We start from the raw sequence: 14673 nt of genomic DNA, 5'->3' as shown, positions 1-14673 counted from the left end.
TTGTTTTACCAGCGAATACGGTGGCGTATTCTGCTTGTTTGGAGAAGCTGTCGGCGATTTGACCCAGTGTCAGGCCTTGGGCCATCCAGTACGTCAGACCATTTGGGTCTGCAGGACGGTTGAAGTAGGCGATGTAAAGCTTTTGGATGTCTGCTGCTGTGTTGGCCATGTAGAACTCCCGACAAAATTCATGAAGAAAATATTATTTAAATGCTAATACGAAAATTACTGATCGGAACAGTATAGAAAGTTAAATTTTTATTAGGCTGATTTTGCGACAAAATGTAACAATTTTTCCATTTTTTGATTTATTTTGTATCAAATCGGTCAGGTTAATTGCCTACTTGATAATTTTTCTATTAATCTTCCATTAGCCTTTTTCGATTGCACCTGACCTAAGGTAAGGCTTTATCATCCCTGATGTTACTTATAGGCAAATTACTCATCAGCAAATACGGGGATACGCACACAAAATGAAACTGAAAATAGGTGACCTGGCAAAACGTACCGGACTGACAGTGCGCGCCCTGCACCATTATGACAAGATAGGCTTGCTCTGCCCTTCGGTAAGAGCTGAAAACACTTACCGTTTGTACGATGACGAAGACGTACTACGCCTGTACCGTATACAAGCCTTGCGACGCCTGCAACTGTCACTGGATGAGATCCAAACCATACTCGATGATGAAAGCGTCAGCATGGGAGATATCGTCAGGCAGCAAATCGGCCTGATGGAAAAACAGTCGCGGGAAGCACTGGCCTTGCGCGATCATTTACTCAACCTGTCCGCACATCTGGACGGTACACAATTACCTGTCGTGGATGACTGGCTGACGGCGCTGGAAATGACCGTGCACAGCGAAAAATATTTCACAACAGCAGAACTTGCAGCCTTGCGCCGTCAACGCACGGCATTGGATACGGCAGACAAATCCGCACTCATCCATGCCTTGCATGAATTGATGGAAAAACAGGTATCGCCACAAGATGCGCTGGCACGATCATTGAGCCAACGCTGGTTGCAATGCATGCAGGATGAAAGTGGCGGTGACGCTGCCATACTCATCAAGTTTTATCAGATGCAAAGCGAAGAAAAGGCTTTGCAATTATTCTCGGGACTGGATCAGCTCACGCTTGATTACATGGTCCGCGCCCTGGCCTGTGCCAGCCTGCCTTTGTACGAGGCCTATTGTCAGCCAGGGGAAGTGCAAATATTACGCCAGCATAGTTTGACAGATGCCGCCGCCTGGCCTGCCTTGATCGCTGCCTTACACAGGGAATGTGTTGCGGGCAGCCGTGTCAGTCATCCCAAAGTGCAAGAATTGGCAAAAGCGTGGCAAGCACTGTCACTAAAAAAATCGGGCAATAGCACGAGCCTGCAAAAGAAAATCCAGCAAGCCTTTGCTGAGCAGCCAGAATTGCGCATGGGCATAGATAATCGCCTGTTCGCCTATATACAATCAGCATTGAAAACCATGGCGGGATAAAATGCCTGTTTTCACTTTTAACCAATCGCCACCATGAATCAAGCCAGTGCCAGTCATGCAGCCAGCATTTTGCTGGAACGGCGGCAAAACGGTACGCAGGGTGATGCCCTGCCTGAGGCGTACCGCCCACGTGATCTGGATGCGGCATTTGCCATCCAATGTGCCGTCAGCAAGTTGATGGATCAAGCCATCCTTGCCTGGAAATGCGGCATGCCTGCAGCAGGCAAATGGGTAGTGGCACCGATCTATGCAAGTGATGTGCATGAAGCGAATGCACAAAAAAATGTACAGCCATGCGCGGCCTGGGCCAGACATGGCCAGGTGAAGATAGAACCAGAACTGGCGTTCGTACTCGCCCATGATTTACCTGCCAGGGCTGCACCCTATACATCAGACGAAGTCGATGCAGCAGTAGCAGAAACCAGACTGGCACTGGAACTGATTGATAGTCGCTACACGCATGCGGAACAACTGAATTTTTATGACCACTTTGCTGACGGCTTGTTTAATCAAGGCCTGCTACTCGGCCCTGTAGTGGATACACAAATGGCCAGCCAGACCAGCCAGTTCACCATCAAGTTGAGTATCGCCGGTCAGGAAAGTATTACGCTGGATGGTCGGCATCCAGCTGGCCAGCCACGCCTGCCCTTGTACTGGCTGGCAGAATTTTTACGCAGCCAGGGTATGGGCTTGCGAGCAGGCCAGGCCGTCATTACTGGTTCGTATGCAGGCAGCCCCTCAGTGCCAGTTGAAACTGACATTGAAGTACGGTTTGGTGATATGGCTCAGTCAGGTTCGATACAGGTGCGTTTTGAAGGAAAATAAACCAGCACCACGTGGCTTGCCTGAAGTCAGCGGTCAATTTCGCCCGCGCATCACCCTGCAAACCCTGCACAGGGGCGATGGCTTGCTGGGCATGAAACCAAGCGGTGATTTTGGGCCGCGTGGTGGCAGTGTCACGGTGGTGGAGATAGACTGGCTGTACCACACAGATAGCGGCCTGCGCTGGCAAACCCCGGCACCCACTGCCCTGCTGAACCGCAGGCCGCATTCCACCCAATTGCTGCATGATGAAGATGGCAAGGCGCTGAGCCTGCTACGCGATCTGGGCGCAGAGGCAGACGCACTCGACAAGGTCTGGGATATCGGTCTGCAACCCCTGCCCACAGCCAGCCTGCAATGGCGCAATGACAGCATCGCAGAAAATTTTGGCCCGCTCTGGAGCCTGGTACAAGAAGGATTTTTTGCTGACTTCTGGGCAGAGAAATTGCCAGAGATGCAGGCGCTGGGCTGGCAAGTCGTGGTGCGCCCTGGCTTTGCACATGAGAGCGTACCTGTCGATGCCTGGCATCTCATCATTGATGAAAGCACGGGTGCCATCACTGGCAAGCAGGTGGCATCGCGCATGCGACATCGAGACGAAGTCATCACACCACTAGGCTTGCCAGCGCGTGAAGGCTCATGGATGCTGAGCCTGGGAATAGAAATCGAAGGCGAGGTGCTAGACCTCGTACCCATGCTGGCACACCTGCTGCAACGCGATGCCCGCTGGCTCAACGCCAGGCAGATACGCCTGATCGATGACATGGCCGTCATACAATTGCGCGCCCCTGGTGGCAAGCGCATTGATGCCATGGCAGCGCCGTTGAAAGCCATCGTCATCCACATGCTGGACTTGCTGACTGACAGGCCACAGATGGAAGGGCCAGTGCCCTTGTCGGCTTGGGACAGCTACCGACTGGAAGCCCTGCGCGTCAGCCTGCTCGATAGCCAGCCTGCGCGTGCCGGTGAACATGGTGGCTGGCAATTGCAGGGCGACATGGGCTTGCGCAGTCTGGCGCAACGCCTGAAAAAAGTAGGTAGCCCGCGTGCAGTGGCTGTACCAGATGGTTTGGGAGTGACTTTGCGCCCTTATCAATTGCATGGCGTAGCCTGGCTGCAATATCTGCGCGAACAGCACCTGGCGGGCATACTGGCTGATGATATGGGTCTGGGAAAAACCGCACAGGTACTCGCCCATTTGCTGATAGAAAAGCAGGAAGGCCGGATGGACATCCCTGCCCTGATCGTGCTGCCGACTTCCTTGATTTTTAACTGGCAGGCCGAGGCCAGACGCATGGCCCCTGCCCTGCATGTATTGACGCTGCAAGGGCCAGAGCGCGCAGACTTGTTTGCCGACATCCGCCAGGCTGATGTGGTGCTGACGACTTACCCCTTGTTATGGCGCGATCTGGACGTATTGAAGGCGCAGGAATTTCATTTGCTGATCCTCGATGAAGCGCAAACGGTGAAGAATGCCGCCAGCCGCAGTGCTGATGCAGCACGTCAGATACAAGCGAGGCACAGGCTGTGCATGACAGGCACACCGCTGGAAAATAATCTGGGTGAGCTATGGGCACAGTTTGATTTTTTGATGCCAGGTTTTCTGGGTGACATGCGCAGTTTTTCCCGGCTGTGGCGCAAACCCATCGAGGTCAATGGTGAAACCCTGCGCGCGCAATTGCTGGCACAAAGGGTCCGCCCTTTTATCTTGCGACGACGCAAAGATGAGGTAGCAACAGAATTGCCAACCCGCACAGAAGTCATCAAGCGCCTGCGTTTGCAGGGTAAGCAACGAGAATTGTATGAAAGCGTGCGCGTTGCCGCCGATGAACAGGTACGCCGTATCTTGCAACGCAAGGGTTTTGATGGTGCGCAGATCACGATACTGGATGCGCTGTTGAAGTTGCGCCAGGTGTGCTGCGACCCGGCTTTACTGAAAGACCAGAATCTGCCGCCGGAGATGGAAAGAGCCAAGCTGGAAATGCTCAGCGACATGCTGCCTGCCCTGGTGGCAGAGGGTCGCCGCATACTGGTGTTTTCACAATTCACTGAAATGCTGGAACTGATAGCCACAGCGCTGACTGAACTGGATCTGGCTTACCTGATGTTAACCGGCAAAACCGCGACAGCCAGCCGTGGTGCCGTGGTGGCGCAATTCCAGGACAGGCAAGTGCCTATCATGCTGATCAGCCTGAAAGCAGGCGGTGTGGGCCTGAACCTGACCGCTGCCGACACCATCATCCATATGGACCCATGGTGGAACCCGGCGGTGGAAGAGCAGGCAAATGCCCGTGCCCATCGCATAGGCCAGGAACAAGCTGTCTTTATCTATAAATTATTGGTGGAAGGCAGTATAGAAGAACGCATCCTGGGCCTGCAGGCGCGCAAGGCGGCATTGGCTGAGGGTGTGCTGGGCAGTGACACTGCCTTTGCCAGCAAATTCAGTGCTGAAGACTTGCAAGCCTTGCTGGCGCCACTGAGTGCCACAGTACTCTGAAACCAGAGCATGTCGACATCTCTCAGACTGTAAATAAGCAAAAGATTTTTTTGTCAGTCTCTTTTATGTCAATTTTACAAAATTTGCCTTTTTGTACATTGACAAAAAAACACACTTAGCACATCTTGTTAGTAAGTGTGTTTCATATGTGTTACGTTTACAAAATAATTCTATTTGGCAATATTTTTCCTGAGCAAAGAAAGATAGTGCCGCTAGCTCTGCCAAGCTCAGCTACCTCTGGCTGCTAGCCTTACACACATAACACCAGACTTCATCTTCGTCACCGATGTTGAAACGACAGGTTCTTTATGATGACTACCAAACGCAATCGCTATATCAGTATCGTCACGGTACTGTATCTGCTATTTGCGCTGGCCTGGATAGTATTGTCTGATAGCCTGCTTTCCGGCTTCAGCAATATCGAGGCAGTGACCTGGCTATCAACAGTCAAGGGCGTATTCTTTGTCATTGTCACGACAGCCTTGTTTTTTTTAGCCATGCGGGCAGTACCTCAATTACCGGCCCGTGAGCAGGAAGCCTTGGGCAATCCTTTACTGGAAGCATTTCATCCGCAATACAAGATACGCTGGCCCATCTATGTCCTGGCGATTGCCCTGCCCTTGTCTGTACTGCTATTGCGAGTAGCCATGGCACCCAGTTTTGAAAACCGCCCCATGCTGATCATGTTTGTCTTGCCCATCATCCTGAGTGCGATGCTGGGTGGCTTGGGCCCTGGCTTGCTATCCACCCTGATTGCCGGTTTGGGACTCAGTTATTTCGTCATTCCTCCATTGAATAGTTTTGCGATCAAAACTAGCCAGGACGTCTTGCAACTGGGCTTTCTTGTCGTTAACGGTATTGCAGTCAGCCTGCTCAGTGAAGCCTTGCGACAATCTTTGTCAAAGGTACAAAATAATCGCAATTTACTCGATGCCATCATACGCGGCACCTCAGATGCAATTTTCGTCAAGGATGTAAAAGGGCGCTATGTGCTTGCCAATGAATCTGTCATGAAATTTGTTGGCAAGCCCTTGCATGAAGTCATAGGACATGATGACTACGCACTCTTCCCGCCTGAGTCTGCACAAATGATTGCAAATGTCGATCGCGGTGTCATCGCTAACGGCGAAATACAATCACATGACGAATATATAGACACCTTTGACGGCAAGTCTTTGGTGTTCATGGTGACCAAGGGTCCCATGCTGGACAAGGCCGGCAAAGTGCAAGGTCTGTTTGGCATCGCCCGTGATATCACCGAACGCAAGGAAGCTGAAGCCGCGCTGAAGGAAAGTGAAGCAGCCATGAAAGTGGCACAACGCCTGGCTGCTGTTGGCAGTTGGAACTGGGACGTACGCACCGATGTACATACCTGGTCGGAAGAAGTGTATATGATCTATGGCCGCGACACATCCATGCCGCCCGCCATTTACCCTGAAGTACAGCAATACTTTACGCCAGAGAGCTGGACCAGGCTGGCAAGTGCTGTTGAACAGGCAGTTAAGAAATTTACCTCCTACACCTGTGATGCTGAAGTAATCAGGCCTGATGGCAGCCATCGCTGGATCATCGCCCGTGGCGAAGCCGTGCAGGATACAGAAGGTAATTTGATCAGGCTGCATGGCAGTGTGCAAGATATCACCGAGCGCAAAGTAGCCGCCATGCAATTACAAGCCAGCGAAGAACGCCTGCAAATGGCCATCGCCGCTACCAGTGAGGCGCTGTGGGACTGGGATGTGCCGTCAGGCAAAGTGTATCGCTCCCAGCATTATTATGAAATGACGGGTTATGCAGAAAGTGAAGATACCCAGGATCTGGAATTTATCAAGCGCCAGATTTACCCGGACGATGTCGCCCTGGTCTTGCAACATATCAAAAACTTCAGGAACACTCATTATAGTGATGTCGATTTTGAATACCGCCTGCTGACCAAACAAGGTGAAATCAAATGGGTACATACACGTGGCCGTGTGGTCAGTCGCGATGCTGAAGGCAACGCCCTGCGTGTGGTGGGCACTCTGGCCGATATCAATGAGAAAAAAATCATCGCCGCCGAGTTACTTGAGAGAGAACAAAGGCTGGAGCGTGTGATGCTGGGTTCAGACCTTGGTTATTGGGACTGGGATTTGATTAGCAACACCTTCAAGGTCAGCGCCCGCTGGGAAACCATGCTGGGCTATGAGCCCGGTGAAATGGATGTCAGCCCAGAACATTGGCCAGATCACGTTCATCCTGATGATATGAAAGCGGCACACACTTCACTCGACAGGCATATCAAGGGGCAAACTGCCAGTCACGACATGGAGTTGCGCCTGCGTAGCAAATCAGGTGAATGGCGCTGGATACTGACCAGAGGTGCTATCGTGGCGTGGGATGAGAATGGCAAGCCCCTTATCATGTCAGGCACCCATACCGATATCACAAGCCAAAAAATCCTGGAAATGACGCAGCGTGAAGCCGCGACCGTATTCTCCAGCAGTTTTGAAGGCATCATGGTGGTCAATCCAAGTGGTTGCATCACCAAGATCAACCCAGCTTTCACCCGCATCACCGGGTACACCGAAAAAGAAGTGTACGGCAAATCAACCAGGATATTGGCATCCGGTCGTCACAATGCCAGCTTTTATGCTGAGATGTGGAAAGCAGTGAAGGAAGATGATTTCTGGCGCGGTGAAATCTGGAACAAGCGCAAGAATGGCGAAGTCTTTCCTGAATTATTGTCCATCTCATCCGTGCATGATGCAGCTGGCGAAATTCAACACTATATTGGTATTTTTACCGACATCAGCGAACTCAAGACCCATGAAGCAGAACTCGACCGCATGGCCCATTATGACCCGCTCACAGGTGCGCCAAACCGCCGCTTGCTGGCAGATCGTTTGGGTCAGGCAGTCAACCGTGCTAACCGTACCAATAAATCGCTGGCAGTCTGCTTTCTTGATCTGGATGGCTTCAAGGAAATCAATGACAAATATGGCCACGCTACTGGTGATCGCTTATTGATCGGCGTCACAGAAAACCTCAAGCATGTCTTGCGTGCCGATGATACCCTGGCGCGCTTGGGTGGCGATGAATTTGCCGTGCTGCTGTCTGACATCTCATCAGCAGAAGAAAGCGCCATGGTACTGGACCGTGTCTTGATAGGCGTCAGCAAACCCATACAAATAGATTTAAAATCGATCAGTATCTCGGCCAGCATCGGTGTCAGCCTGTACCCGGATGATAATGTCGATGCCGACACCTTGCTGCGGCATGCCGACCATGCCATGTACCTGGCCAAGGAAGCAGGCAAGAACCGCTACCACCTGTTTGACCCAGAAAACGATCGCAAGGCGCAACAGCGCAGGCAAATACTGGAAAGACTGGAAATTGCACTCGATCAGGACGAATTCGTTTTATATTACCAGCCCAAGGTCGATTTGATCAGCGGTGAAATCGTCGGCGCTGAAGCCCTGATACGCTGGCAACATCCGAATCGCGGCATACTCTCCCCCGCTGAATTCTTGCCCCATATTTATGGCAGTAAATTAGAGAAACCTTTGGGCGAATGGGTTATCAAGGCTGCGATTCAGCAAGCCTATCACTGGCAATTGCGCGGCATCGCCATCCGCGTCAGTGCGAATATCAGTGCACATCATTTGCTGGCACCGGAATTTTGCGATTATCTGCAAACAGCCTTGCGCGTTCATCCCTACTTCCAGGCCAGCAATTTTGAACTCGAAGTGCTGGAAACTGCCGCCATTGCGGATATGGAACAAGCTGTCGCAATACTCAACCGCTGCCGCCAGCTGGGTGTGCACTTTTCACTGGATGATTTTGGTACAGGTTATTCATCGCTGACTTATCTGCGCAAGCTGCCGGTCGACACCTTGAAGATAGATCAAAGCTTTGTACGCGACATGCTGACTGATGTAGAGGACATGGATATCGTCGAAGGCGTGATACGCCTGGCGGGTGCCTTTGACAGGCAAGTGATTGCCGAAGGGGTGGAGACCATGGCACATGGTGCCAAGTTGCTGGAACTGGGCTGCCGACTGGCACAGGGCTATGGTATCGCCCGCCCCATGCCGGCAGATCAGTTTATTGACTGGTCAGTACGCTGGAAAACAGAAGCTCGCTGGCGCGACCTGCGTAGCAAGCCAGCGCTGCAGGTTCTGCAATAGCGCTGGACTTATCTTGAGCCAGGATTATTTTTTACGGAATACCAAATCCCACACGCCATGACCAAGGCGCAAGCCACGGTTTTCAAATTTTGTCACTGGGCGGTAATCAGGGCGCGGTGCATAGCCATCTGCCGTATTTTCAAGCGCAGGCTCTGCACTTAATACTTCCAGCATTTGCACGGCATATTCTTCCCAGTCTGTTGCACAATGCAGATAGCCGCCAGATGCCAGGCGAGAGGCCAGCAAGGCTACCAGCGGCCCCTGTATCAGGCGACGCTTGTTATGACGGGCCTTGTGCCAGGGATCAGGAAAAAACACGTGTATGCCATGCAAGGACGCTGGCGCGATCATGTTTGTCAGCACTTCAAAGGCATCATGCTGGATGATGCGCTGGTTTTGCAAACCCATTTCATCCGTCAGTTTGAGCAAGCTGCCCACACCGGGCGTATGTACTTCGACGCCGATGAAATTTTTCTCAGGCATGCAAGCAGAAATCTTGGCGCTGGTCTCGCCCATGCCAAAACCAATCTCAAACACCGTCGGCGCATTGCGGCCAAATGCCGCATCCACATCCAGCGACGCTTTTTGGTAAGGGATGCAAAAGCGTGGGCTCAGGTTCTCTATCGCCCTGGCCTGCGCATCAGACAAGCGCCCGGCACGGGTGACAAAGCTACGGATACGGCGCTCAGTAGGATCATAAAACAGCGGTTTGGCACCGTCAGCAGGTTTGGAATCAGACATACAGGAATTCAGAAAGAAGGGGGGAGAGTTACATGCAAGACAACAAATACTGGCCAGGATTGCGGCAATTTTCAAACCCTTGCGGCTAACGCGAAGAAGCTTGAACACCTGTTTGAAGTCATTTTATTTCGCAAAAGCGATATTTTAACAGATAGCAGTTGAAGTAAGAGATTTCGCCAAAGACATAATGATTTTTACATGCTTATTTTTTTGCCAGGCCAGCGACTTCTTCATCATACTTCAAGCAATACAAAGCAAAGACACAAACATGCCAGCAAGCATGATTGTGTCCAATACCTGGATCACGTCAGTCAATGATTTTACAACCTTCTGCATCGGCACCAAACATATGAACGACTCTATCCAAAATCAGTTTGCGCTGTTGGTCCGAAATCTTCCAAAAGCGACTCCATCGCTTGATTGAACTTGCGGAAACCCAACAAGGTGTCCTGATCTCAAAATCGATCATTTTCGAACCATGTTTATCGGTGTATAGCAGCGCCTCACCTCTATACAACATGGAGATATAGTACCAGCCATGTTCATCTCTACTCGGAGGCTTATGCCACAGGGGATTTCGCTATGTAATGATCTCCCGTAATACGTTGGCGATACAAATGCCATGCGCCGTTCTGGTTAATTTCAATTTAACCGATCAATCAAACCTCTTATTTCATCACTGAGCGGACTCCCATTTTCATTCACATGCACCAGTAAATTCTTTAGGGTAGCCTCAAATCTCCGTGGCAATTGCGCCGACATATAATCAAGTTGAACAACTGCAATTTCTGCAAGATCCTGGGATGGGGACAGCAGCAAAGCCATCAAAATTGCAAGGCCTTCCCTGTGCTCCAGACAACCAATGGCTTCAGCACAGCGCTCCTGCCAGTAAAGTGGCTTGGCCAGTGTTATGGCAAACAAGACCTCCCAATCATATTTAGAAAATGGCGTTAAGGCTTCTGAAGCAATTTCAAGACTGTATTCTTGCCATGAAGATGTTTCAGTCCCTATCAGTTTTTCAAATAAATCTACTTTATTTCCATCCATTTTGTTTTCCTTAAAATCACCATTACGGATAAATAGGCGACCACACCGAACAAATAAAGCTAGCCTACATCAACACCGTTCATCAGAAGTTTTTCTGCAATTCAATTTAAACGTTCAATCAAACCCCTTACCACATCATCGAGCGGTATCTCATTTTCATTTACATAGACCAGCAAATTCCTTAGGGTAACCTCAAATCTCCGTGGCAATTGCGCCGACATGTAATCAAGTTGAATGACTGCAGTCACTGCGATGTCCTTGGATGGAGACAGCAGCAAAGCCATCAAAATTGCCAGGCCTTCCCTGTGCTCCAGACAACCAATGGCTTCAGCACAGCGCTCCTGCCAGTAAAGCGGCTTGGCCAGTGTTATGGCAAACAAGACCTCCCAATCATATTTAGAAAATGGCGTTAAGGCTTCTGAGGCAATCCCCATGCTGTATTCCTGCCATGAAAAGGTTTCTGTTCCTATCAGTTTTTCAAATAAATCTACTCTATTTTCATCCATTTTATTTTCCTTAAGGCGTGGGAGGTACAATGGGACGTGTCCCGGCAGGAAATGAAGACGTAATGACGCCATTATCCTTTATCACCTGCCACTGTACACCTCTGTAATTATCAGTGTGTAAAGTGGTTTTCACGCCATTAATATCACGAAGCAGGATTCCTGGTGCATTTGCCGTCATTTGACCTGCCCTCAAAACCTCAACATTATTCCAATCTGGCGGTGCAATAGTATGTATGTTCGGCGATTTTGCTGCTGACAGAGCATATGTTCCATCTTTTCTAACTACAGGACCCCGGAACTTATCAACTGAAATGGTGTCATCAGGATTAATCACCCTATTGGGGAGCATAGTATATAGCGGTGATTTCAAGACATCTGGCGAATGCCCGCCAATAATTTGGTTTGTTCCCGACTTGGCCTCGCCAAATAATATTTTAAAATCGGTCTTCGTCATAGGCCCGACAAATTCTTTAAAACCAGGCACTATAGATTTATGAAAACCTGTTGCATTTGGCGTATTGGTAATGCCCCCATTTTTTCTTAAGGTATCTGCATAGTTTGTTGATTGCCCATATCTGACCGGGGCCTGGACCATCTGTGGTTCAGAAAAAATCATGCCTCCAAACATTTCCGCATCTTCTTTCGACATTCCGGGAAATGCGCTTTTAAGCGATTCAGAAGTTCGTTCATTTTGCAATGCAATTATTCGTCGATTCGCTGCATAAGCCTCTTGCATTCTTCCTTGCGAGTACATTTCCTGCGCATATTTACGCAAACCAATTGAGGTTTGATAGTCATTAATAGATTTCTTAGGAATAGAAGTGTCCAAATCATGAGCTAATCTTGCGCGTGCCTGTTCGCGCTGAAAATTATCCACATCTGAAATACCTCGAATCACTTGACCATCCCGGTCTTCTGGACTTTCAACAAATACTGCATTCCTTTTATAGCCAGCTTTTTGCAATTCCGCCGGGTCATAGGAAGAAAATAAATTTCTTCGTCCTGATTCTTTGTTGAGTGCAGCGGCGTTTTGCAGCGATATATTCGTATCAGGAGTTTCCCAACTATTCTCGGAATCTCTGTCCAATGCGGGATTACTATATAGGTCTTGATCAACCACCTCTCTCGTACCACCACTATCATTGGCGGTCAAAAATTGAAAATCCCTTCCTGAGGAACCATTTTCATCATTATTTCCCAAGTATCTATTTAATAATCCACCGAATTGAGCTGGTTTCTTTGACGTGTAGAATTTGTCAAAACTTAAAGCAGGCGTCAAAAAATCGCTGACATCGCTGGTTTGCATTTGTAACGAGCGAGAATTGCTTATACCGTTCATATTTGCAAAAGGTATTAACTCATTGTCACTTGGTGTATAGCCAAACTCTCTCTTGAACAGCGCTGTCATCGTGTCACCAGCCTTACTCACGTAACGCCGGTCAAAATCACCATCCTGATAGCCTGCTTTTTCTGCCCGCAGGAAATCTGATTTCGCCAATTCACCCGGATCCGATATCACGTTAATGGGCTCCGGTTGACCCGGCTGAAGCTCTCTGAAACGTGCCATGTCTTGTCCGTAACCGAAATCCATATCTATTCCACGAGAAAATGGTGGTGGTTCTGACCTTAATTCAAGATCATCACTGCCCATGCTCCATGGAGAATAACTTTCATTAGCTCCTTCGCCTGATGTATCGATGAGATAGGGAAGCCCATCTTCTCCAAAAATTCTTTGAAAATTTGCCATTGTTTGTTTCCTTTAAAAAATGGATTTGCCATACCTGCTCTCGCCTGGGCTTATGAATAGCTATCAATAGAGCGCTAATTTTTATGGACAAAAAAAGAGGCTGCCCTAGATAGGCAGCCTCTTTCTCGTTATGCTTGGCAAGTAAGTTATCTAACTAGGTCGTTTGGTAGTAGCAACCAGATCATTAAACAAGCCGTTGATGAAAGGCCAGGCTTGTTCAATTTGTGTTTCCACGTTAAGACTGGTGGCGATGAAATTGCGTATGATCAGAGCCTTGCTATTACCTGGTGTCGCAGGGATCAGGCTTTCTATGTCGAGTATCAGTTTCTTGATCTGCTCCTTGTGTTCAGCCAGAAAGCTGATGACTTGCAATATGGTTGCGGCGATTTGCAGCATGGTTTGTCCTTTAAAATTGACATTTATATTTCAGGGTGATGCCGTCGATTGACTTAAAGTAATCGCGCGCCGAATCACCTGCGGAATGTGGTGTCGAGTTCGGCAAGTGGATTGTCGCTGTCGACAATTGCGGTGCCAGACTGGTGCTGCAGTATGGTTGTTGCCATAGGTGTTGATATTGCTTGCAGGCTGCTAATGAAGCTATGTTCTTCGATTGGAACCGGTTGCCTTGTTTTTGCTGGCAATAGGCCGGCTCTTTTAGAGGTAATAACTGGGAGCACGACGCCAACAAGACTGACAACGCCAATAGCAAGACCATTGATCTGCTCTGACGTGATGTCCGGGTGAATACCAAATGCATCACCAAATTGCACCAGCGCACCCAATGCTGCTGCCAGAGCGGCGACTGAGATGCCACCGTTTTTCCAGAGTTCGACATTGCTGACCTCGCTGCCTTTGCGAAAAAGATTAATGACTGCATTGATTTTTTCAAACATGATCGGTCTCCCATAAAACATTGTTTGCCAGCCGGTTGACCCAACCCGCACCAAAGCTGGGCCAGTTGGATAATTTGGTGTAGAACTGAATCCGGTGAGCCAGCATGCGTTTGGCTAGTTTGTCAGCATTGAATTTGCCAACTGCTGTTACGGTGATGGGACCGACGATACCGTCTTCAGCCACACTGGCTGCACGTTGCAGTAATCTTGCTGCCGTGCCTGCGCCGCAATTAACTGCACAATCAAAGAATTCAAAAGCAACTACCAACGGGAATTGGTCCAACTGATTGGCATCCCAGAAATCACGCTTGTAAAGCGCTTTGGCTTGCTCTGTCGTGAGCGCTGCAATATCCAGTTTGGGGTAGCTGCGCTGGCTGATACCGAACCTGGTGAGCTTGCCTGCGTCGAGAGGGTGATTACTGGTACCGCCTTCGTTTTTCAATACTGGGGCAATGCATATATCAAAGTTGTTCATGTTGAAGTTCTTTCCATCGTTGTTCTGCTTCTTGTTTTTCAATTTCAGCCGTTTGCAGACTGACCCAGCGCTGGCGCAGCAGGATGAGTGAAATGGCTATACCTATCAGCATCGAAGCAATCGACAGATAGCCCTGTATTTCAGCAATCGAAGTAAGAGGTGCAATTGCGGTCGTGATCGCTGGTACGGCCAACGCAGTTTTAGGGTTGTTGGTTATCGCCTCTACCACCTGGCTCGCGGCGGTTTCTGCGTTATTGGAAATGTTCATGAATAGGATCCTTACAAATATGGGGCT

Annotated in this window: 12 protein-coding genes; 4 read left to right on the top strand and 8 right to left on the bottom strand. The window is 49.5% G+C overall.

Features of this window, described 5'->3' with window-relative positions; genetic code table 11:
- Positions 1-473: 473 nt before the first annotated feature.
- The 4 genes from ACO0LD_RS25865 (at position 474) to ACO0LD_RS25850 (ending at position 8969) form a co-directional block, all read left to right on the top strand.
- The gene (locus tag ACO0LD_RS25865; protein ID WP_423011354.1) at positions 474-1487 is read left to right on the top strand and encodes a MerR family transcriptional regulator; all 1014 of its coding nucleotides are present in this window, start codon (positions 474-476) and stop codon (positions 1485-1487) included.
- Positions 1488-1520: 33 nt separating this feature from the next.
- Complete coding sequence (locus ACO0LD_RS25860) at positions 1521-2312, top strand: fumarylacetoacetate hydrolase family protein (protein ID WP_423011352.1); 792 nt, start codon at positions 1521-1523, stop codon at positions 2310-2312.
- Complete coding sequence (locus ACO0LD_RS25855; RefSeq protein WP_423011350.1) at positions 2299-4806, top strand: DEAD/DEAH box helicase; 2508 nt, start codon at positions 2299-2301, stop codon at positions 4804-4806. Before ACO0LD_RS25860 ends, ACO0LD_RS25855 begins: the two co-directional genes overlap by 14 nt.
- A gap of 308 nt (positions 4807-5114) precedes the next feature.
- Positions 5115-8969 (top strand): EAL domain-containing protein, encoded by a 3855-nt coding sequence (locus tag ACO0LD_RS25850; protein ID WP_423011348.1) that lies wholly within the window; start codon positions 5115-5117, stop codon positions 8967-8969.
- 24 nt (positions 8970-8993) lie between these two features.
- Here the strand turns inward: ACO0LD_RS25850 and trmB are convergent, their stop codons facing one another.
- The 8 genes from trmB to ACO0LD_RS25810 form a co-directional block, all read right to left on the bottom strand.
- Positions 8994-9710: a tRNA (guanosine(46)-N7)-methyltransferase TrmB gene (gene trmB, locus ACO0LD_RS25845; RefSeq protein ID WP_423011346.1), complete on the bottom strand. Its 717-nt coding sequence runs from the start codon at positions 9708-9710 to the stop codon at positions 8994-8996.
- 642 nt (positions 9711-10352) lie between these two features.
- Positions 10353-10757 carry a hypothetical protein gene (locus tag ACO0LD_RS25840; RefSeq protein ID WP_423011344.1) on the bottom strand — a complete coding sequence of 135 codons (405 nt, stop codon included), beginning with the start codon at positions 10755-10757 and terminating at the stop codon, positions 10353-10355.
- Between the two features lie 101 nt (positions 10758-10858).
- Positions 10859-11263 carry a hypothetical protein gene (locus ACO0LD_RS25835; RefSeq protein ID WP_423011342.1) on the bottom strand — a complete coding sequence of 135 codons (405 nt, stop codon included), beginning with the start codon at positions 11261-11263 and terminating at the stop codon, positions 10859-10861.
- 10 nt (positions 11264-11273) lie between these two features.
- On the bottom strand, positions 11274-13010 hold the full coding sequence (locus ACO0LD_RS25830; protein WP_423011340.1) for a hypothetical protein: 1737 nt from the start codon (positions 13008-13010) through the stop codon (positions 11274-11276).
- Positions 13011-13160: 150 nt separating this feature from the next.
- Positions 13161-13406 (bottom strand): hypothetical protein, encoded by a 246-nt coding sequence (locus ACO0LD_RS25825; RefSeq protein WP_423011338.1) that lies wholly within the window; start codon positions 13404-13406, stop codon positions 13161-13163.
- A 74-nt stretch (positions 13407-13480) separates the two neighbouring features.
- Entirely contained in the window at positions 13481-13903 is a 423-nt protein-coding gene (locus tag ACO0LD_RS25820; protein ID WP_423011336.1) for a hypothetical protein, read from the bottom strand.
- Positions 13896-14378: a glycoside hydrolase family 108 protein gene (locus tag ACO0LD_RS25815; RefSeq protein WP_423011334.1), complete on the bottom strand. Its 483-nt coding sequence runs from the start codon at positions 14376-14378 to the stop codon at positions 13896-13898. Before ACO0LD_RS25815 ends, ACO0LD_RS25820 begins: the two co-directional genes overlap by 8 nt.
- Positions 14365-14646: a hypothetical protein gene (locus ACO0LD_RS25810; RefSeq protein ID WP_423011332.1), complete on the bottom strand. Its 282-nt coding sequence runs from the start codon at positions 14644-14646 to the stop codon at positions 14365-14367. Before ACO0LD_RS25810 ends, ACO0LD_RS25815 begins: the two co-directional genes overlap by 14 nt.
- Positions 14647-14673 lie beyond the last annotated feature (27 nt).

The organism is Undibacterium sp. Ji83W (assembly GCF_049340385.1).
Classification (GTDB): Bacteria; Pseudomonadota; Gammaproteobacteria; order Burkholderiales; family Burkholderiaceae_D; genus Undibacterium.
Note: the sequence above shows the minus strand (reverse complement) of the source record. Positions and strands in the feature narration are given on the sequence as shown.